At 37.9% G+C, this 19,450-nt stretch carries 10 protein-coding genes; 7 read left to right on the top strand and 3 right to left on the bottom strand.

Annotated features, from left to right (window positions below; genetic code table 11):
• Nucleotides 1–101: 101 nt before the first annotated feature.
• Nucleotides 102–716 (top strand): class I SAM-dependent methyltransferase, encoded by a 615-nt coding sequence (locus JK139_RS06395; RefSeq protein WP_218330846.1) that lies wholly within the window; start codon nt 102–104, stop codon nt 714–716.
• A gap of 44 nt (nt 717–760) precedes the next feature.
• Here the strand turns inward: JK139_RS06395 and JK139_RS15470 are convergent, their stop codons facing one another.
• Nucleotides 761–877 (bottom strand): substrate-binding domain-containing protein, encoded by a 117-nt coding sequence (locus JK139_RS15470; RefSeq protein ID WP_228733146.1) that lies wholly within the window; start codon nt 875–877, stop codon nt 761–763.
• A gap of 128 nt (nt 878–1,005) precedes the next feature.
• On the opposite strand from JK139_RS15470, the gene JK139_RS06405 reads away from it, so the two are divergent.
• Complete coding sequence (locus JK139_RS06405) at nt 1,006–1,911, top strand: beta-galactosidase small subunit (RefSeq protein ID WP_218330847.1); 906 nt, start codon at nt 1,006–1,008, stop codon at nt 1,909–1,911.
• Nucleotides 1,912–1,925: 14 nt separating this feature from the next.
• Here the strand turns inward: JK139_RS06405 and JK139_RS06410 are convergent, their stop codons facing one another.
• On the bottom strand, nt 1,926–2,909 hold the full coding sequence (locus tag JK139_RS06410; protein WP_218330848.1) for a LacI family DNA-binding transcriptional regulator: 984 nt from the start codon (nt 2,907–2,909) through the stop codon (nt 1,926–1,928).
• 255 nt (nt 2,910–3,164) lie between these two features.
• Between JK139_RS06410 and JK139_RS06415 the strand changes: the two genes are divergently transcribed.
• The 4 genes from JK139_RS06415 to JK139_RS06430 all read left to right on the top strand — a co-directional run bounded on the left by JK139_RS06415 (nt 3,165) and on the right by JK139_RS06430 (nt 14,797).
• Nucleotides 3,165–6,128 carry a SusC/RagA family TonB-linked outer membrane protein gene (locus JK139_RS06415; protein WP_218330849.1) on the top strand — a complete coding sequence of 988 codons (2,964 nt, stop codon included), beginning with the start codon at nt 3,165–3,167 and terminating at the stop codon, nt 6,126–6,128.
• Between the two features lie 23 nt (nt 6,129–6,151).
• Complete coding sequence (locus JK139_RS06420) at nt 6,152–7,807, top strand: RagB/SusD family nutrient uptake outer membrane protein (protein ID WP_218330850.1); 1,656 nt, start codon at nt 6,152–6,154, stop codon at nt 7,805–7,807.
• Nucleotides 7,808–8,076: 269 nt separating this feature from the next.
• Complete coding sequence (locus tag JK139_RS06425; RefSeq protein WP_228733147.1) at nt 8,077–11,406, top strand: FG-GAP-like repeat-containing protein; 3,330 nt, start codon at nt 8,077–8,079, stop codon at nt 11,404–11,406.
• Between the two features lie 55 nt (nt 11,407–11,461).
• Nucleotides 11,462–14,797: a VCBS repeat-containing protein gene (locus JK139_RS06430; RefSeq protein ID WP_218330851.1), complete on the top strand. Its 3,336-nt coding sequence runs from the start codon at nt 11,462–11,464 to the stop codon at nt 14,795–14,797.
• A gap of 117 nt (nt 14,798–14,914) precedes the next feature.
• Here JK139_RS06430 and JK139_RS06435 read toward each other — a convergent pair whose 3' ends face one another.
• Nucleotides 14,915–15,871 carry a GyrI-like domain-containing protein gene (locus JK139_RS06435; protein WP_218330852.1) on the bottom strand — a complete coding sequence of 319 codons (957 nt, stop codon included), beginning with the start codon at nt 15,869–15,871 and terminating at the stop codon, nt 14,915–14,917.
• A 202-nt stretch (nt 15,872–16,073) separates the two neighbouring features.
• On the opposite strand from JK139_RS06435, the gene JK139_RS06440 reads away from it, so the two are divergent.
• Nucleotides 16,074–19,391, top strand: a complete 3,318-nt coding sequence (locus JK139_RS06440; protein ID WP_218330853.1) for a VCBS repeat-containing protein — start codon at nt 16,074–16,076, stop codon at nt 19,389–19,391.
• The last annotated feature ends 59 nt before the right edge of the window (nt 19,392–19,450 follow it).

Below are 19,450 nucleotides of genomic sequence, written 5' to 3' on the forward strand. Positions count from 1 at the left end.
TGTGATGATAAAATTAAGTAAGTTTTCGCAGGCTTAATGGTCAAAAAAATATTTTTCACATTTCATCTATAACATTTACAAGTAAAATAAACAGCAATAAAATGATTCCAACCAGCAATCAACATTTTGATGCCTGTGCCCGTGAATGGGACAAAGAAAAAATGCACATGGACCGCTCAATTGCCATTGCTGCGGCATTGCAAGAAATGATACCATTGCAGCCCGGCATGAAAGCTTTGGAATATGGCGCCGGTACGGGTATTTTAAGTTTTCTGTTAAAAGATGCTTTTGCACATACTGTGTTAATGGATAATTCGGCAGAAATGATTAAAGTGTGTGAAGAAAAAGTTGCTTTTTACAATACCACCCATATACAACCGGTAGCTTTTGATTTAGAAAATTCAAATTATCCGGAAACATTTGATATCATTTATACACAGATGGTATTGCACCACATCATGAATGTGGCGGCTATATTTAAAAAATTTGCCGCCATGCTGAACCCCGGTGGTTATTTGGCTATTGCCGATTTGTATACTGAAGATGGTAGCTTTCATGAACCCGGCATGCAGGTGCATAAAGGTTTTGAGCCTGCACATTTGCAACAACAGTTAACAGAACAGGGATTACATGCCATACAATACAAACCCTGTTTTGAAATAAAGCGCGATAATAGGCATGTGTATCCTGTTTTTTTATTAACTGCCCAAAAATAAATATAGCCTTACGGTAGGGCATTGTTGTACCTGCTTTCATAAAGCTAAGTTGTGGTAAAGCCATATTTCTGGTAGATGGCTTTAGCGGTAGCACTGTTTAAAAACAGCATAAAATCTTTTGCAGCCTGCGGGTGTGGCGCCTTTTTCAACAAGCCTGCCATCTACATGGCAGACTTGTTTTGATTATCGGGTAATGTAATCATATTTGTATGGGATGACCAATGCTTTGATGATATAGGGCTTCAGAGTACCAAACCGGACCGGCTCACTTTCCTGATACATCATACACATGGAGGGTTTGTCGGTGGTGGATTTGTGTAAGATAAGTGGTACTGTCTGTTTAATTAATATTCAAAATAGTCAGGTTCAATTTACTTTCAGTCGTTTAGATGGTTTGCTAACAAATTATAAAGTGCAGCATACTAATTTTATTCAAGATGGATTCAATTTAAAACCGAATTTCTGGCGTCCCCCAACAGACAATGATTTCGGTGCCGGTCTTCAGAAAAAGTTACAGAACTGGAAACGAGCCAGCCATAATTATGTAATGCTTGGATTTGAAATTGATTCAACAAATAATAAATTGATAAAATTAAGCGTACATTATGCGTTGCCTGATGTATTTGCATTTTTAGATCTACACTATGAAATAAACGGAGACGGAATGTTGAAAGTAACCGAAACCATGCATGTAGATCATGCAAAGCAGGAGCCCATTTTATTTAAATTCGGAATGCAGATGATGTTGCCAAAAAAATATAATCAAATGGAATGGTATGGACGTGGTCCTTCCGAAAATTATTGGGATAGAAAAGACGCTGCTTTTGTTGGTGTATACAATATAAATGTGCATGATCAGTTTCATCCATATTTACGTCCTCAGGAAACGGGTAATAAAACCGATATAAGATGGATGCAGTTAACCGATAAAAATGGATCCGGTTTATGGATTAGTGGTGATACTGTTTTGAATATTACAGCTCGGCATTTTCTGGATAAAGATTTAGATGATGGACTTGAAAAGCACAACAGCCATGCCGGTGAATTGAAAGAAAGAGATTTAACTGTATTGAGTATTGATCTTCAACAAACCGGCGTAGGCGGCATTAATTCATGGGGTACCTGGCCATTAGAAAAATATCAACTGAAATATAAAGACTATTCTTATACTTTTATAATAAAACCTATTCAATAGTAATAAAACTTTCATCACATCGATCCCCCCTGCACCAATGCACAGGGCAAACTCAATTCGGCGGTATTGGTATCGCCCGACAGGCAGGTCATCATTTTAGAAAAAGCCAGTTTCCCTAAGCGGTAACCGCTGGTTTCTACATAAGTAATGGTTGGATGATAGAGATAAGGGAAGAACCCATTGCTAATAGCAATCACTTTTATTTGTTGCGGAATTTTTAATGCGCTGTTTTGAATGGCTTTCATAGTGCCCGTTAAAATTTCATCGCTCATACAGAAAACCGCATCGGGTCGGTGCTGTTTAGTTAAATGTTGTGCAGTAAGTTTGGTGGCTTCGTTTCTGTCAAGGGCATGCACAACAGTTACGTCCGTTTGTGGTTGCAGTGCACCGTTAAAAGCATTCAGTCGTTTTTTGGTGATAGACATGGCCGGGTTGCCAAAAATAGCCAATACTTTTTTTGCGGCAGCATTGTTCAGTGCATTGGCTGCCAGTGCAGCAGCGGCAGTATCGGCTACACAAACCCTGTTACAGTTGGCATAATCGGGTACTTTGTCGAAAAAAACCACCGGAATACCCATATCGTACATTTTTTGAAAGGGTTGCATATCTTTTGTATAGGGGGTAATACAGGCAAACACACCGGAAACCCGGTTCTGACGGCAGATTTTAAGATTGGTGGCTTCAACGGAAGGGTCATCGCCCGATTGTAGAATAATGAGTGAATAGCCCTGCTGGCGGCTGTCTTCCTCAATGGCAGCAATAAAAGAATCGTAAAAATAATTAGAGATGGTAGGTACTAATAAGCCAAATAAGTTACTGTTATTGGTACGGAGGTGAATGGCATTGGCATTGGGTTCATAATCTAATGTTTGCGCCAGTTCAACCACTTTGGCTTTGGTTTTTTCAGAAATATCCGGATGATTTTTTAAGGCTCTGGAAACAGTAGAAATACTAACGCCCAATACTTCGGAAATTTTTTTCAGGGTGGTATTTGTCATTTTTTGCCGCTTATATACAGGTTAAAAAATCAGGAAGTTTTCCCCTGCAAACATTTTCGCAAACGTTTGCAAACGGTTTAAGTATAAATTTATTGTTAACGTATGCATCATTTCAGATAATTTAGATGTCACATTTACACATTGTTCTGCAAGGAAATTAACAAAAAGTTTTCTTAAAGACATAAAAGGTGTAAATTTAACACAATAATCTAACTAAACGCTTGCTTTATGAACTTAAAAACGCTTGCCAAAGGTATGTTATACCTATTCTTGGCTTTGTTCTCCACCGCAGCTTTTGCCCAAACCAAAGTAATTACCGGTAAGGTAACCGATTCGAAAGATGGTTCACCTGTTGCCGGTGCCACTGTTGTGGTAAAAGGCACCCAGTACGGAACCCAAACCGGACCGGATGGTACCTTTAAACTAAATGCCCCTGCCGATTCAAAAAAATTGGTGATTAGTTCACTCAACTTTAATACGCAGGAAATTGCCATTACCGGCGGAACCATTAATGTATCATTAGCACCATCGGCCGATCAGTTAGGCGATGTGGTGGTAATTGGTTATGGTACTGCCCGGAAAAATGATTTAACCGGTGCATTATCATCTGTTAAAGCAAAAGATTTTAACCAAGGGATTATTAGTTCACCCGACCAATTGTTGCAAAACAAAGTAGCCGGTTTACAAATTGTATCAAATGGTGGGCAGCCCGGTACTGCTACTACTGTTAAATTAAGAGGTAACAGTTCATTGATTGCCGGTCAACAACCTTTATATGTAATTGATGGAGTTCCATTAGATGGAAGAACAGCCAGGCCTTCTGTAACATTGGGTGCTGGTGGATTTGGTACCACGCCTGATGACAACCCATTGTTGTTTATCAATATGAATGACATTGCTCAGGTTGATGTTTTAAAAGATGCCTCTGCTACAGCCATTTATGGTTCACGTGGTGCAAATGGCGTAATTGTTATTACTACTAAAAAAGCCACTGCAGGTCCTTTAAAAGTTGATGCTGGCGTATCATATGGTGTGAATGCCGGTTATATGAAGAAATATGATGTGTTGAATGCAGCACAATTCAGACAAGCATTAACAAAATATAAGCAACCCAGTAGTTTAGATGGCGGCGCCACTGTAGATCCATTTAAAGCTATTGAGCAAAATACAATTGCTCAAAATTATAATGTGGCTTTTAGTGGAGGGAATGAAAATGGCCGGTTCAGGGCTTCTTTCCTAGCATCCAGTCAACCCGGTATTATTAAAAATACAGACCTTTCTAAGTATATCGCTTCTTTTGGAGGTGAATATAAAATGTTAGACAAAAGGTTAACAATCGGATTTAATATGATTGCGGGTCACGTTACTTATCAGTTGCCCAACGTATCTAATACTGCCGGCTCTCAGGGTAACTTAATCAGTTCTGCCTTAAGTTGGAATCCTACATTGCCCTTTAACAATAGTAATGGTACTTTTAATTACCCAACCAATGGTTCAGGTAACCCGATGTCTTTGCTGGCTGCTTATTCAGATGTTTCTAATCTGAATACATTTCTTGGTAATATTAGCGCCTCTTACAAACTGGTTAAAAATTTATCTTATAAATTTTTGTATGCAGTTAACCATGCTACCGGTAGTCGTTTAACCAATATTGATGGTTATGTTCAAGGTTATAGTGGTTTATCCGGTCTGGGATTTGGTGCTATTTCTGGCGCAGTATTAACATCTCAAACTTTTACACATACTTTAAATTACGATGCTAATATTACTAAGAAATTAAAAATAAACGCTGTTGGTGGTTATGAATACTGGACTTCTGATTACTCTAATCAAAGCTTTAGTGCTACAGGGTTTAACACCAATTTAGATCAAACCAAACTTGTCAACATACCATATACATCTATCCTTCAAAATGGAAATACACAAAATCCTCCGAGTATTTATGTAGATCCTACTACTTCATTGCAATCTTATTTTGCACGTGCCAGTTTGAACTATGATGAAAAATATTTCTTAACTGCTACTATGCGTGCTGATGGCTCTAATAAATTCGGGGCCAACAATAAATATGGTTACTTCCCATCAGTGGGTGCACGTTGGGTATTAAGCAATGAGAAATTTCTGCAAAACAGTAAGCTTTTTTCTAATTTAGCATTAAGAGCATCATGGGGTATTACAGGTAGTCAGGAATTCCCTGCTTCTGCCTCCCAGGAATCATTTGGGGTAAATTCTTACAATAATATTGGCCAGTCTAACGTATTTAATCCTAATTTAAAATGGCAGCAAACATCTCAAACTGACTTTGGATTAGATTTCGGTTTATTCAATGGCAGAATTTTCGGTTCATTTGATTATTACAATAAAAACACTACCAACATTCTGTTCCAAAGCAATGCTATTCAGCCTGCTCCTGCAGCTACCTACTGGATTAACTTGCCTGGACATATCATGAACAAAGGTTTTGAATTCTCTTTAGGTGCTGTGGTTGTGGATCATAAAGATTTTGGTTGGAATGTAAACTTTAATATGGCTTACAATAAAAATAAACTGACTGATTTCTTTGCTCCCGGAACAACTACACCGCTTCAAATTTTAACCGGACAAATTACCGGCCAGGGTGTATCTGGTACATTGGCACAGATTATGACAAACAATCAGCCCATTGATGCGTTTTATTTAAAACCTTTTGGTGGATTTGATGCCAATGGTAACCAAATTATCGGAGCTAATCCTGTTATTGCAGGTGATCCAAATCCAACAACAGTATATGGTGTTGGTACCGATATCAGATACAAGAAATTCACCTTAACAATTAATGGTGGCGGACAAGGCGGTTATTTAATTTATAGTAATACTGCTACCAATATTACTAATTTGGCTGGTATTGTTGCCGGAAGAAATATTGATAAAGCTGCATACAATTCTGCGGAAGGTGTAACATCAGCAGTTGGCGCTTCTACACGATTCCTGCAAAGTGGTAACTTTTTTAAATTGAGGAATGCTACAATAAACTATCAGGTAGGTAATGTAGGTAAATACATCAAAAATTTAAGTGCATTTGTAAGTGGCAACAACCTGTTTGTAATTACCAAGTTTACCGGATTTGATCCTGAAGTAAATACCGACCATAGTAATGCTGGTTATCCATCATTATCTATTGAATATCTGCCTTATCCTACACAGCGTACTGTATCATTTGGTGTAAATTTCTCTTTATAAGTTAATTATTAAAAATTATAACTATGCTACCTTATAAAAAAATATTCGCAGTTACAATTCCATTGTTAGGAATGATGGTGGGTTGTACTAAACTGGACCAGTCATTAAAGAGTTCGCTTACTGCATCGCAGGCAGCAAATGCACTGGGTGCTAACGGAACACAATTGTTGTTGAATGCAGCGTATGTTGATGTTCCAGGAGTTTTTAATTACCAGGATGGAGTCTTCTCGTTAGAAGAAAATTCTACAGATGAGTCTTTGGTTCCTACCCGTGGTGGTGACTGGGATGATAATGGTGTTTGGCGTGTTATTCACAACCATACCTGGAATGCAGACCACGCACAAGTATTAAATGTATTTAACGGGTTAAACAAAATAAATTTCGATGCAACCAATGTATTGTCATTTACGCCAACACCTGCACAAGCAGCACAAGCCAAGTTTTTAAGAGCTTATGCCTTGTATTATCTTTTAGATTTATATGGACAATACCCAATAAGAAATCCTGGGGATAATTTATTGAACGCACCTACCGTTTTAGCTGGTGCACCTGCAGTAAATTTCATAATCAGTGAATTAACCAGTGCATTGCCTAATTTACCTGCTTCTACAGGTGGAACAGGTTCAAAAGTAGCTACGCAAGATGCAGCTAAGGTTTTACTGATGCATCTGTATTTACAAAGAGGAGCTTTTTTAAACAGGGCTTCGCCAACATTTGCTTCCACTGATATGGATTCCGTGATTTATTACGGCAGCCAAATTATGAACAGTGGCACATATTCATACTCATCCAATTATTTCGATAATTTTAAAGCAAATAATGGTAATTCTCCTGAAATTATCTTTGCGTATCCTAATTCTTCCGGTAATGTGGTGAACAGTTCAGGTATTCAGGCACGTTGGATGATGACTTTGCACTATAATTCTTATTCTGCTCAGGCTCCCAATGCAGGTTGGAATGGATTTTCTACCATGAGTGATTTTTATAATACTTTTGGTGTGAATGCTTTGGGACCTGTTCCAACAACTTATTCTATGGCTGATTCTTCTTTGGATTCTCGTATTGGATTAAGATACAATTCTAATATTACACCTTATTCAGGAATCAGACCTGGTATGTTGGTAGGTCAGCAATATGATGCAGCAGGTAATCCTGAAAAAGACAGAAAGGGTAATCCGTTAGCATTTACGCCAACTATCGCATCGAACATGATTGAAACAGGAAGTAATCTGGAAGTAACCGGCATTCGTGTAATAAAATATGTGCCTGATTTTACAGATCCAGGCGGCAAATACTATTCTTCAAATTCAGGTAACTGGTTGGTATTAATGCGTTACCCCGATGTTGTGTTAATGGTGGCTGAAGCACAAATGCGTAAAGGCAATAATGCACAGGCATTATTGTTGGTAAATCAATTACGTGCTGCCAGAAACGCACCGGCTTTAACTTCAATGACTTTGGTAAATCCTGCAAATGTGGATGATCCTACTACTTTACTGGCTGAAAGAGGCCGTGAATTGTATTTTGAAAGTTACAGAAGAACCGATTTAATTCGGTTTGGTGTATTCCTGAAACCCTGGCAGTATAAACCCAATGATGATCCTAAAAACTTAGTATATCCTGTTCCTACACAAGCATTGGCAGCTAACCCTAACTTAAAACAAAACCCCGGTTATTAAACCAGCATTTTTATACAACAATCTAGCAAAAGACCGGTAAGACCGGTCTTTTGCTTTTTAATAAATTTATGATATAATAGATGCTTCCTTCAGTATTCCTTTAAAATTCTGTTATATATTGTAGTGTGGTAGATTATCCTTTCATACCCTTTACAGCATTCCATTTTAGTACTTACATTTACAGCAATTGTAAGCACGTTATTGCTTTATGCTTAGCCCTGTGCTTTCGCATCAACTCAATTGAATTATAAACGACAAGAAAACACTTTATGAAATATTTGCTGACATGTTTATCTGTGATTGTTTTAGCTTCCTGTCATCAAAAAAATACACCAACTCTTTTTACACTAATGCCCAATACCGGCATTCATTTTAGAAATGATGTAACCGATGGCCGTTTGGAAAATAGTTTTCTCTTTAGAAATTTTTATAACGGAGGTGGCGTTGCTATTGGTGATATTAATAATGATGGCTTACCCGATGTGTTCTTTACTTCTAATATGGGCGAGAATAAATTGTACCTAAATGAAGGTAATTTTAAATTCAAAGATATTACGGCTACTGCAGGTTTTCAGCAAGATAGTATGTGGAGTACCGGGGTTGTGTTTGTTGATATTAATAACGATGGATGGTTGGATATTTATGTTTGTAACTCCGGCCACATGTCGAATGGAAATCGCCGCAATAAATTGTACATCAATAACCATAACAATACATTTACGGAAGCTGCACACCAATATGGGTTAGACCATAAAGGCTATACTACCCAGGTTTCGTTTTTTGATTATGACATGGATGGCGATTTAGATTGTTTTATTATTGATAACAGCCCCATACCCGTTAACCAACTGGCTTTTAATAATAATCGCGATTTACCTGATAGCGCCTGGAAAGTAGCTGATTTTTTAAAGGGCGGCGGTAACCATTTATTGCGCAACGATAATGGCCATTTTGTAGATGTTACCCAACAGGCAGGTTTACATAGCAGCTTAATTAGTTTTGGATTGGGCATTTCGATAGGTGATGTAAATGGTGATGGCTATCCCGACATTTATGTATCTAACGATTCTTATGAGCGTGATTACCTCTACATCAATCAGTGCAATGGTACTTTTATTGATGAATTTGAAGACCGCATTCGGCATACCAGCTTTTCTTCCATGGGTAGCGATTTTGCAGATATTAACAACGATGGGTGTATTGATATTTTTAATACTGATATGCTGCCCGATGATGATTACCGGCTAAAAACAACCGGTGCCTTCGATAATATTGATTTGTTTAGAAGTAAACTGCGTGCCGGCTTTTATTACCAGTATGTAAAAAACTGTTTACAACTGAACGATAAAAATGGAAAATTTTCTGAAATAGCCAATTATGCAGGGGTTCCGGCCTCCGACTGGAGCTGGGGTGCCCTGATGTTTGATATGGACAATGATGGCTATAACGATATTTATGTATGCAACGGTGTAAACAGGGATGTTACCGATCTTGATTTTATTGACTTCTTTGCCAACGACGTGATTCAAAAAATGGTTTTAACCGGCAAAAAAGATAATGTGGATCAGGTGTTACTTAAAATACCACAAACCCCTTTGCCCAACAAAGCCTTTCAAAACCAGCACGATTTGCGATTTTTGGATAAAGCCAATCAATGGGGCTTAGTACAATCCTCTTTTTCTAACGGTGCCGCCTATGGCGATTTGGATAATGACGGCGATTTGGATTTGGTAGTCAACAATGAAAACATGGAGGCCTTTGTGTACAAAAACAATAGCCGCGAAATCAATAAAAACCATTATGTTGGATTTTTATTGAAAGGCACAGCTCAAAACACATTTGCCATTGGCAGTAAAATTGAAGTGTATGCCAACGGCCAAATTATGAGTCGCGATGTATTTCCCAGCCGCGGCTTTCAATCTTCCATGGATTATAAACAAATTATTGGGTTGGGGCAGTTAACGCATATTGATTCTATCCGCATCATCTGGCCAAACCTTGGCATTACTACCTATCCCCATCCTGCAATTGATACGGTTTACCACTATCAACAACCTTCCACCATTACTACTTTCTTCAAAAAAGAAAATATAGCGGTAACCCCTTTGCTCGATTCAGTAAAAAGTGTTTTTGAAAAGCATGTTGAAGATGATAATATTGATTTTAACTATGAAAGAAATATTCCTAAAATGCTTTCCCGTGAAGGGCCTAAAGCTGCAGTGGCCGATGTAGATGGGGATGGTTTGGCCGATGTGTACATAGGGGGTACCGTTGGTCATCCCGGTCAAATTTATTTACAACAACCCAATCGTAGTTTTGTACAAAAGCCTGAACCTGCATTTACACCGTTCAGCGATTTTGAAGACGGCGCCGTTGCGTTTTTAGATTACGACCATGATGGTGATATGGACCTGCTGGTTTGCCCTACCGGAAATACACATCCATCCAATACCCGCCAAATGCAGTTACGTTTGTTTACCAATGATGGAAAAGGAAACTTTACCATTAAAACAGATGCGTTTCCCAATACAGGCATGAACGTATCTGCAGTTGCTGTACATGATTTTAATGGCGATGGCTTTCCCGATATTTTTATTGGAGGAAGAAATGAGCCTCGTAATTACGGAGTTGACCCTCAAAGCTATTTGTTTGTAAATGATGGCAAAGGTCATTTTACAGATATTGCCGCCACAAAAAATTCAACCATTGCACATATTGGCATGATTACCGGCGCACAATGGGCCGATGTATTAGGAACGGGCAAGCAACAATTAATTATTGTAGGCGAGTGGATGACACCGCATATTTTTTCTGTGGAGGGTGATAAGTTTACAGAAGTAAAAACCAACTTGAATAATAAGTATGGTTGGTGGGAAAGCATGGCTGTGGCTGATATAAATGGCGATGGATTGAATGATTTAATTATTGGTAATATTGGCGAGAATTTTTATTTGCATCCCGACTCTACCCATCCTGTAAAATTATGGATCAATGATTTTAATCAGAATGGCGTGCAGGACAAAGTGCTAACCAGCACCATCAACGGTAAGGACTTGCCTGTGTTCTTAAAGCGTGATATGGAAGATGAAATTCCTTCATTAAAGAAAAACAATTTAAGGCACCATGAATATGCCTCAAAATCAGTGCAGGAATTGTTTCCGGCATCGGTCATTAATTCCTGTATTGTAAAGCAATTCAATTATACGCCATCTGTAATAGCCATCAATAAAGGCAATGGTATTTTTGAACTTCAAAAGCTACCACCGGTGGTGCAATTCTCTTCTGTAAATGCCATTCTTTGTACCGATTTAAATGGCGATGGTAAAACAGACCTTTTGCTGGGAGGGAATGAATTTGGTTTTTTACCTCAATTTGAACGATTAGATGCCAGTTATGGAACCGTGCTGATAAATAGAGGAAATGCCGTATTTAAAATATTGAGCACACAACAATCAGGTGTTGCACTGGAAGGCATGATACGTGATATTGTTGAAATTCCAACCAAAAACCAACCCTATTTTCTGTTTCTTCAAAATGATGCCTATCCGGTGCTGTTTCAATTAAACAATAATTTAAAAGCCGCAAAACCTAAGAAATAAGCAGTATGAAATTTTCATTTATCTACGGCTATTTCATAATTTTAAATTGTAATGCATGTTTAAAAATATTTCATTTCTTTTTTTTCTAGCGGTTATCATCAGTGCCTGTCATTTCAATGTAGAAAAGCAACCTTCTACACCACCCATATTTCGGGTATTAACCGATACACAAACCGGCTTGCATTTTCAGAACCATTTAAAGCCATCACCTAATTTCAATATGTTTAAGTACATGTATTTTTATAACGGTGCAGGCGTTGGTGCAGGCGATTTTAATAATGATGGAAAAATTGATTTGTTTTTTACTGCCAATCAGGGCGATAATAAATTGTATTTAAACAAAGGCGGATTAAAATTTGAAGATGTAACCCAACAAGCCGGTATACCGGAAGATGGAGAATGGTCAACCGGCGTATCGGTGGTTGATATTAACAATGATGGATTGCTGGATATTTATATTTGCCGTGTAGGCCATTATGAAGTGTTAAACGGGCACAATCAACTGCTCATTTGTACCGGCATTGATTCTGCCGGAATTCCACATTATAAAGATGAAGCCAAAGCTTATGGACTGGATTTTTCTGGTTTCAGTACCCAGGCCGTTTTTTTCGATTATGACATGGATGGCGATTTAGATATGTTTCTGCTCAACCACTCTGTGCATCAAAACGGATTATTTGCTCCCCGCAAAAATTTCTTAGGCACTTACGATTCACTTTCCGGTGATAGAATTTACCGCAACAATGGAAATCATACGTTTACTGATGTAACTCGCCAAACAGGTGTAAACAGTTCTGCAATTAGTTATGGATTAGGCGTTGTTGTAGCCGATATTAATTTAGATGGATATCCCGATTTGTATGTAGGTAATGATTTTCATGAGAACGATTATTTATACATCAATCAAAAAAATGGAACTTTTTCAGAAGAAAACAATCAACGCCTCATGCATACCAGCCAGTTTTCAATGGGTGTTGATGTGGCTGATGTAAACAATGATGGATATCCGGAAATCATTTCAATGGATATGTTACCTTTTGATCCCTACATCTTAAAACGTTCGTTGGGTGAAGATGAATATGATATTTTTTATCATAAAATAGAAGTTGGATACAATTACCAATACACCAGAAACAACCTGCAACTCAATCGGCGTAATGGAATGTTTAGTGAAATTGGTTTGTATTCGGGCGTATATGCTACCGACTGGAGCTGGGCTCCTTTGTGGATGGATTTTGATAATGACGGTAAAAAAGATTTATTTATATCTAATGGCATTCCCAAAAGAATGAATGATATGGATTATGTAAACTTTGTTTCGAACGAAGAAATACAAAAAAAGATTAACAGCAATACCATTGCCGATCAGGATATGGCTTTGGTAAATAAATTTCCCGAAATAAAAATTCCCAATAAATTTTATCGCAACAGCGGGCAAATGGTGTTTGTTGATGAACAAAATAACATTCAAAACAACCAGCCTACTTATTCCAACGGTGCTGTGTATGCCGATTTAGACAATGATGGCGATTTAGATGTGGTAGTAAACAATATTGATGAACCCGTGATGGTATATGAAAATACCACCAACAATGGCGCAATAAAAAAATCGTACCTGGAATTGAATTTAAAAGGTCCGGAAAAAAATATACATGCACTGGGTAGTAAAGTTATTGTTTATGCAAATGGCGGCATACGTACATATGAAAAATATCCTACCCGCGGCTTCCAGTCGAGCATGGAAATACCTTTACATATTGGATTAGACAGTACCAAAATAGATTCGGCTTTTTTGATATGGCCCGATAATACGTACCAACGGTTAGGCTTTGCTGAAAAAAATACAACCATTGCCCTGCAATATAAAAAAGGATTACCAAAGTTTAACTATGCAAACATTACTGCATTTCATCCAAACACTTCGCGTCCAATGGAAGATATTACCGCAAAAGTACATTTGAATTATCTGCACAAAGAAAATCATTTTGTTGAATTTGATCGGGAACCCTTAATTCCGCACATGGTATCAACAGAAGGCCCTGCATTAGCAGTAGCCGATATTAACCACGATGGGTTAGAGGATGTATTCATCGGTGCCTCTAAAACATTTAAATCGGCAGTATTCTTGCAAAAACCTAATGGCACTTTTCAACAACTCAATGAACCGATTTTGAATGCAGATAGTACCTATGAAGATGTAGATGCTACCTGGGTAGATGTGAATAATGACGGTAATGTTGATTTAGTGATTGCTTCCGGTGGCAATGAATATTACGGAATGGATGAAAGAATGCAACCAAGGGTTTATTTAAATGATGGCAAAGGTAATTTATCCAAGCTACCTGATGCTTTTAAAAATATTTATATGACGGCATCGTCGGTTTCACCTTTTGATTTTAACGGTGATGGCTTTGTGGATGTATTTATTGGTGGTAGGGCAGTGCCTTGGAATTATGGACAAACGCCAACTTCCTATTTATTATTGAATGATGGGAAAGGCCATTTTACTGATGTAACCGAAAAATATGCAAAAGGATTAAGCAATATTGGTTTGGTAACCCAAGGTATTTGGTTTGATTTGAATAAAGACGGAAAGAAAGATTTAATTGTAACAACCGAATGGAATGGTATTTATGCTTTTATGAACCAAAACGGGCAGTTTGTAAAAACTACGCTTACCAATAAAAAAGGTTGGTGGAATTTTGTTTTACCGGTTGATGTAAATAATGATGGGCAAATAGATTTAATTGCAGGAAACTTAGGCCTGAATAGCCGCTTAAAAGCCACTGAAAAAGAACCCGTTCGCTTGTATGTGAACGACTTTGATGATAATGGGCAGAAAGAACAGGTACTTACCTATTATTTAGAAGGGAAAGAAATTCCGTTTGCGAATAAAGATGAATTACAAAAACAAATACCCATTTTAAAGAAACGATTTTTATATGCAGAAAATTTTGCAAAAGCTACTTTGCCCGAATTATTCACACAAGAAAAATTGAGCAGCGCTACGGTGTTAGAAGCTAATTATTTTTCCAATGCGGTTTTACTTAACAATGGCAATATGCACTTTACGATACAGGCTTTACCCTGGCAGGCACAATTATCACCTTATAAAACCGGAGTTGTGTTAGATACCGGCACTAATGGGTTACCCAATATTTTTCTGGGTGGCAATTTTTATGATAATAATATTCAGATGGGCAGGTATGATGCCGATTTTGGAACTATTTTAACCAACAATGGACACCAACAATTTACTGCAAGCACTATGAATGGGCTCATCATTAAAGGCCAAATACGACATATATTACCCATTGCCATTGGTGGTAGAAATTGCTTTATTCTGGCACGCAATAATGATAGTACAATGGTGATTGGGTTTGAAAAATAGGTGGGTCACAAAGATTTAATGTTAGCCACGAATAACACTAATGTGCACGAATCAGGGGTAACAAAACATTCGTGCATTCGTGGCAACAAAATACTTCAGCTCATTTGTTGCTTTTATCTAAAATACCGGCTGATAAATTTGTGTAACCCATTGTAGGGTATCGGTCTTTGTAGGTGCCTCATTCATGAGTCGGAAAAAAGGAATAGCCATGGCCGTGCGATGATAATCTGTAAAATACTGCATTAATGTTTGATAGGTATGCTGAATATTCCAAGGCCCACCATTTACCTCCGTTACAATAAAGTTTCCTTTTACCATTTGTTTGTATTCAAACTTCCCTTCACTTTCAATGGGTTGGCTAATAGGAATGGCTACCATTAATTGTATACTGTCTTTATTCCAATGGGTAATATTGTAAATAGGGTGTCCGTTAGGTACTAATACCGATTTGCTCTTTGCAAAATCTGTTAACCGATTAATAATTCCATAAATGTCCTTGGGTGTAGGTTGTTTTTCTAAAATTATTTTTGTTGCAATTAGATAGGTATCATCGTAACCCTGTTGGTGTAATTGAATGCCATATACATTTTCCTTGTTTTCTGCAAAGGCAGTAAAGCGTGCCAGCATTTGTTGCATAGCGGGTTTTAATTGCAGTGCGGTGCGATAACGAATGATTTTTAAAAACGGATTATTGCCTGTGGGTATTTTTACCTGCCAAAGAATATAACTGGAATCTATACCGGAAGGGATAATACTAATTTGTGAATTGTACACCTTTTCGCCAGATGTTAATAAAAGTTTTAAACCTTTATATAATTTCTCGGTTACTGAAAGATGAATATTATCTATTACAAACCCATCTTCCCAATTAGTATCTGCATGGCCGTTATTAGTGTTGCCGTAGTTCCACCATTTTCGCCATTGGCTCGTATCTTGTAATAAACGGGTAACGCCATTTTCATTGGCGTTTATTTTTAAGGTAACACACATGGTGGCTTGCCGTGGAATCAAAATATATACCGTAACCGAAAAAATGATTAAAAGTGTAACAATAATCAGAATCCATTTTTTCATGCAACAACTTATTTAAACGGTTTAATTATAACGCTTGCAAAATAAGCCTAATCAATCATAAAAACCTATTGAATGTATTCAATAACCTTTAAAATAATCTTAACTTTTCTTTTCAGGGCAGTCAATAAAATACATTTCATTGTATTTGCACTGCTGCCTAAATTAGGTTAATTTTCACCCGTCGCTTTTTAAAACAGAAAATATGTTCATGAATTGTGCAGTTCAACGTATCGGCATACTGGCTGTCACCATTGTACTGGTTGCCGGCTGTCATCACACTACTACTGCATTGCAACAGCAACCGCTGTTTATGCAACTTTCACCCGATGAAACCGGTATTCGTTTCATCAATCAGGTAAAAGATACCCGTGAAATGAATATTTTCAACTACCATAATTTTTATAATGGTGGCGGTGTAGCAATTGGCGATATTAATAACGATGGAAAGCCCGATATTTTTTTTACCTCAAACCAGGGTGAAAATAAACTGTATTTGAATGAAGGTAATTTTCATTTTAAAGATATTACACAACAATCCGGCATTTCAAGTGTACACAAATGGCATACCGGTGTTACTATGGTAGATATTAATGGTGATGGCTGGTTAGATATTTATGTATGCAATGCCGGCATTATGCCGGGCGATGACAGGGCCAATGAATTATACATCAATCAAAAAGATGGCACATTTAAAGAAGAAGCAGCAAAGTATCATTTAAACGATACTGGTGCCTCTACACAGGCTATTTTTTTTGATTATGATCATGATGGCGATTTAGACTGTTTTGTACTCAACAATAATCCTAAATCAATTGAAAGCTTTGGGTATAAAAAAAATGTTCGAAATGTACGGGATACCACTGACGGCGACAGACTATACAGGAACGATAATGGCGCTTTTACCGATGTGAGTGCACAGGCAGGAATTTATGGCAGCGCCATTGGTTATGGTCTGGGCATTGCTGTAGGTGATGTAAATAATGATGGGTGGGAAGATATTTATGTATCTAACGATTTTTTTGAAAAAGATTATCTCTACATCAATCAAAAAAATGGAACTTTTAAAGAAGTGAGTAATGCAGCATTGGGCCACATGAGCAATGGCTCCATGGGTTCTGATATGGCCGATATCAATAATGACGGCTATCTCGATATTTTTACCGCCGAAATGTTGCCTGAATCTGATTATCGTTTAAAAACTACCGTTAAGTTTGATGATTACGATGTGCAGAATGCCAAGAATGTATTAGATTTTCATCACCAGTTTACCGGCAATTGTTTACAGCTCAATAATCAGGATGGTACTTTTAGCGAAATTGCACAACTATCAGGAGTTGATGCTACCGGTTGGAGCTGGGGCGCATTGTTATTTGATTTTAATAATGATGGGAAAAAAGATTTATTTGTATCTAACGGTTTGAAACGCGATTTAACCGATCAGGATTTTCTAGCCTATTTTAACAACAATGAAACCATGCGCAAAGTAGCGGAAGGTGCATTTGGTTTGCAGGATATTTTAAACAAAATGCCCTCAGTGCCTATTTCTAATTACGGATTTATGAATAAAGGCCAATTGATGTTCAATAACCAATCACAGGCCTTGGGTTTGGCAACACCTTCGTTTAGTAGTGGGGCTGCTTATGCCGATTTAGATGGGGATGGCGATTTAGATTTAGTAGTGAATAATTTAGATCAACCTGCTTTTATTTATCAAAATACAACTACAGAAAAAAAACATGCTAGGTTTTTAAAAATTCAATGCAAAGGAAATGCACCCAATACCTTTGGCATAGGTGCAAGGGTTACCGTATTTGCAGGGCATCATATACAAATGCAGGAACAAATGCCTACCCGTGGTTTTCAAAGTAGCGTAGAGCCAGTATTGTTATTTGGCTTAGATTCATTACAGCAAGCCGATAGCGTTATTATTGACTGGCCCAATGGTAAACAGGAAACACGTTATACAGTTGCCACTAATCAAACCCTTGTGGTGAAAGAAACGGATGCAATCATAAAAAGGCAATTCCCGCTTCCTGTAAAACCCTGGTACACCAATGTGGCAACAGCTCGTATTCAGGGCGCTATTACACACCGGGAAAATGAATTTGTTGATTTTGATGTGGAACGACTCATGCCCAAAATGCTTTCAACTGAGGGGGCTAAATTAGCTTTGGGTGATATTAATGGAGATGGCTTAACCGATTTTTATATGGGCAGCGCCAGCGGCGATACGGCTAAAATATTCCTGCAACTGCCCAACGGCCATTTTAAACAAATACCCCAACCTGCTTTTATTGCCGATAAATATTTTGAAAATATTGGCGCTGCATTTTTGGATGCAGATGGCGATGGCGATCTGGATTTAGTAGTAGCATCCGGCGGCAATATGGCGCCGGTTGGATCACCTTATCTGTCACCAAGGTTATACTTGAATGATGGCAAAGGTAATTTTACAAAAACTACGAACGGATGGCCATCCCTCTCACTCAATGCATCCTGTGTGGAGGTAAACGATTATAATGGCGATGGTAAACCCGATATTTTTATAGGTGGCAGAAATATTCCCGGAAATTATGGATCACCGGCTTCCAGTGTTTTATTATTGAATAAAGGGAATGGCATATTTGAAGATGTAACAGCTTCAGTTGCACCAGCATTTCGTCAATTGGGTATGGTTACTGATGCAAAATGGACAGATGTGGATGGCGATGGACAAAAAGAATTAATTGTGGTGGGCGATTGGATGCCGGTTACCATTTTTAAATGGAGTAATGGCAAACTGAGTAAATGGAAAGAATTACCCCATTCATCCGGCTGGTGGAATTGTATTACTGTAGTCGATATCAACCACGATGGGCATCCTGATTTTATAGCTGGCAATTTTGGCTTAAATTCAAATATCAAGGCCGATGAGCAACATCCTGCACAATTGTATGTGGCCGATTTTGATGGCAATGGGCAACAGGAATGTATGCCCGTTTTTTATAAAACCGACGGTAAGGCCTATCCGTATTATTTAAAAGGGGAGGTAGAATCGCAGATACCTTCCATCAAAAAAAACTTTTTAGCTTATAGTGCTTATGCCGGAAAAACCATGCAGGAATTATTCCCAGCCGAAATTTTACAAAAAGCATTGGTATTAAAAGTAGAGCAGGCACAAACCTGTATTTTTTTAAATGATGGCAACGGCAATTTTACCATGCAGCCATTGCCTGTTCGGGCACAATTTTCACCTACATTTGCCATTGTAGTCGATGATTTTAATAAAGATGGTATCACCGACCTATATATTGCCGGTAACTTCTTTGGCTTAAAGCCACAAACCGGCCGCCTCGATGCCAATGAAGGGACCTTGTTTTTAGGCCAACCCAATGGTAGTTTTCAATTTATACATCCGGCACAAACGGGCTTAATTTACCGCGGCGAAGCCAGAGATGCTGCAATACTTCCGCTTGGAAACCATAAAAAAGCCTTATTGGTAACCATTAATAATGCACCATTGTTGATGTTTGAACGTTAATTCAATTGTCTGTGTATTTTACCGAAAATCATTTTGTATTTTGTATTTTTTTATTTTCT

It is taken from the genome of Hydrotalea lipotrueae, from assembly GCF_019249625.1.
Classification (GTDB): domain Bacteria; phylum Bacteroidota; class Bacteroidia; order Chitinophagales; family Chitinophagaceae; genus Hydrotalea; species Hydrotalea flava.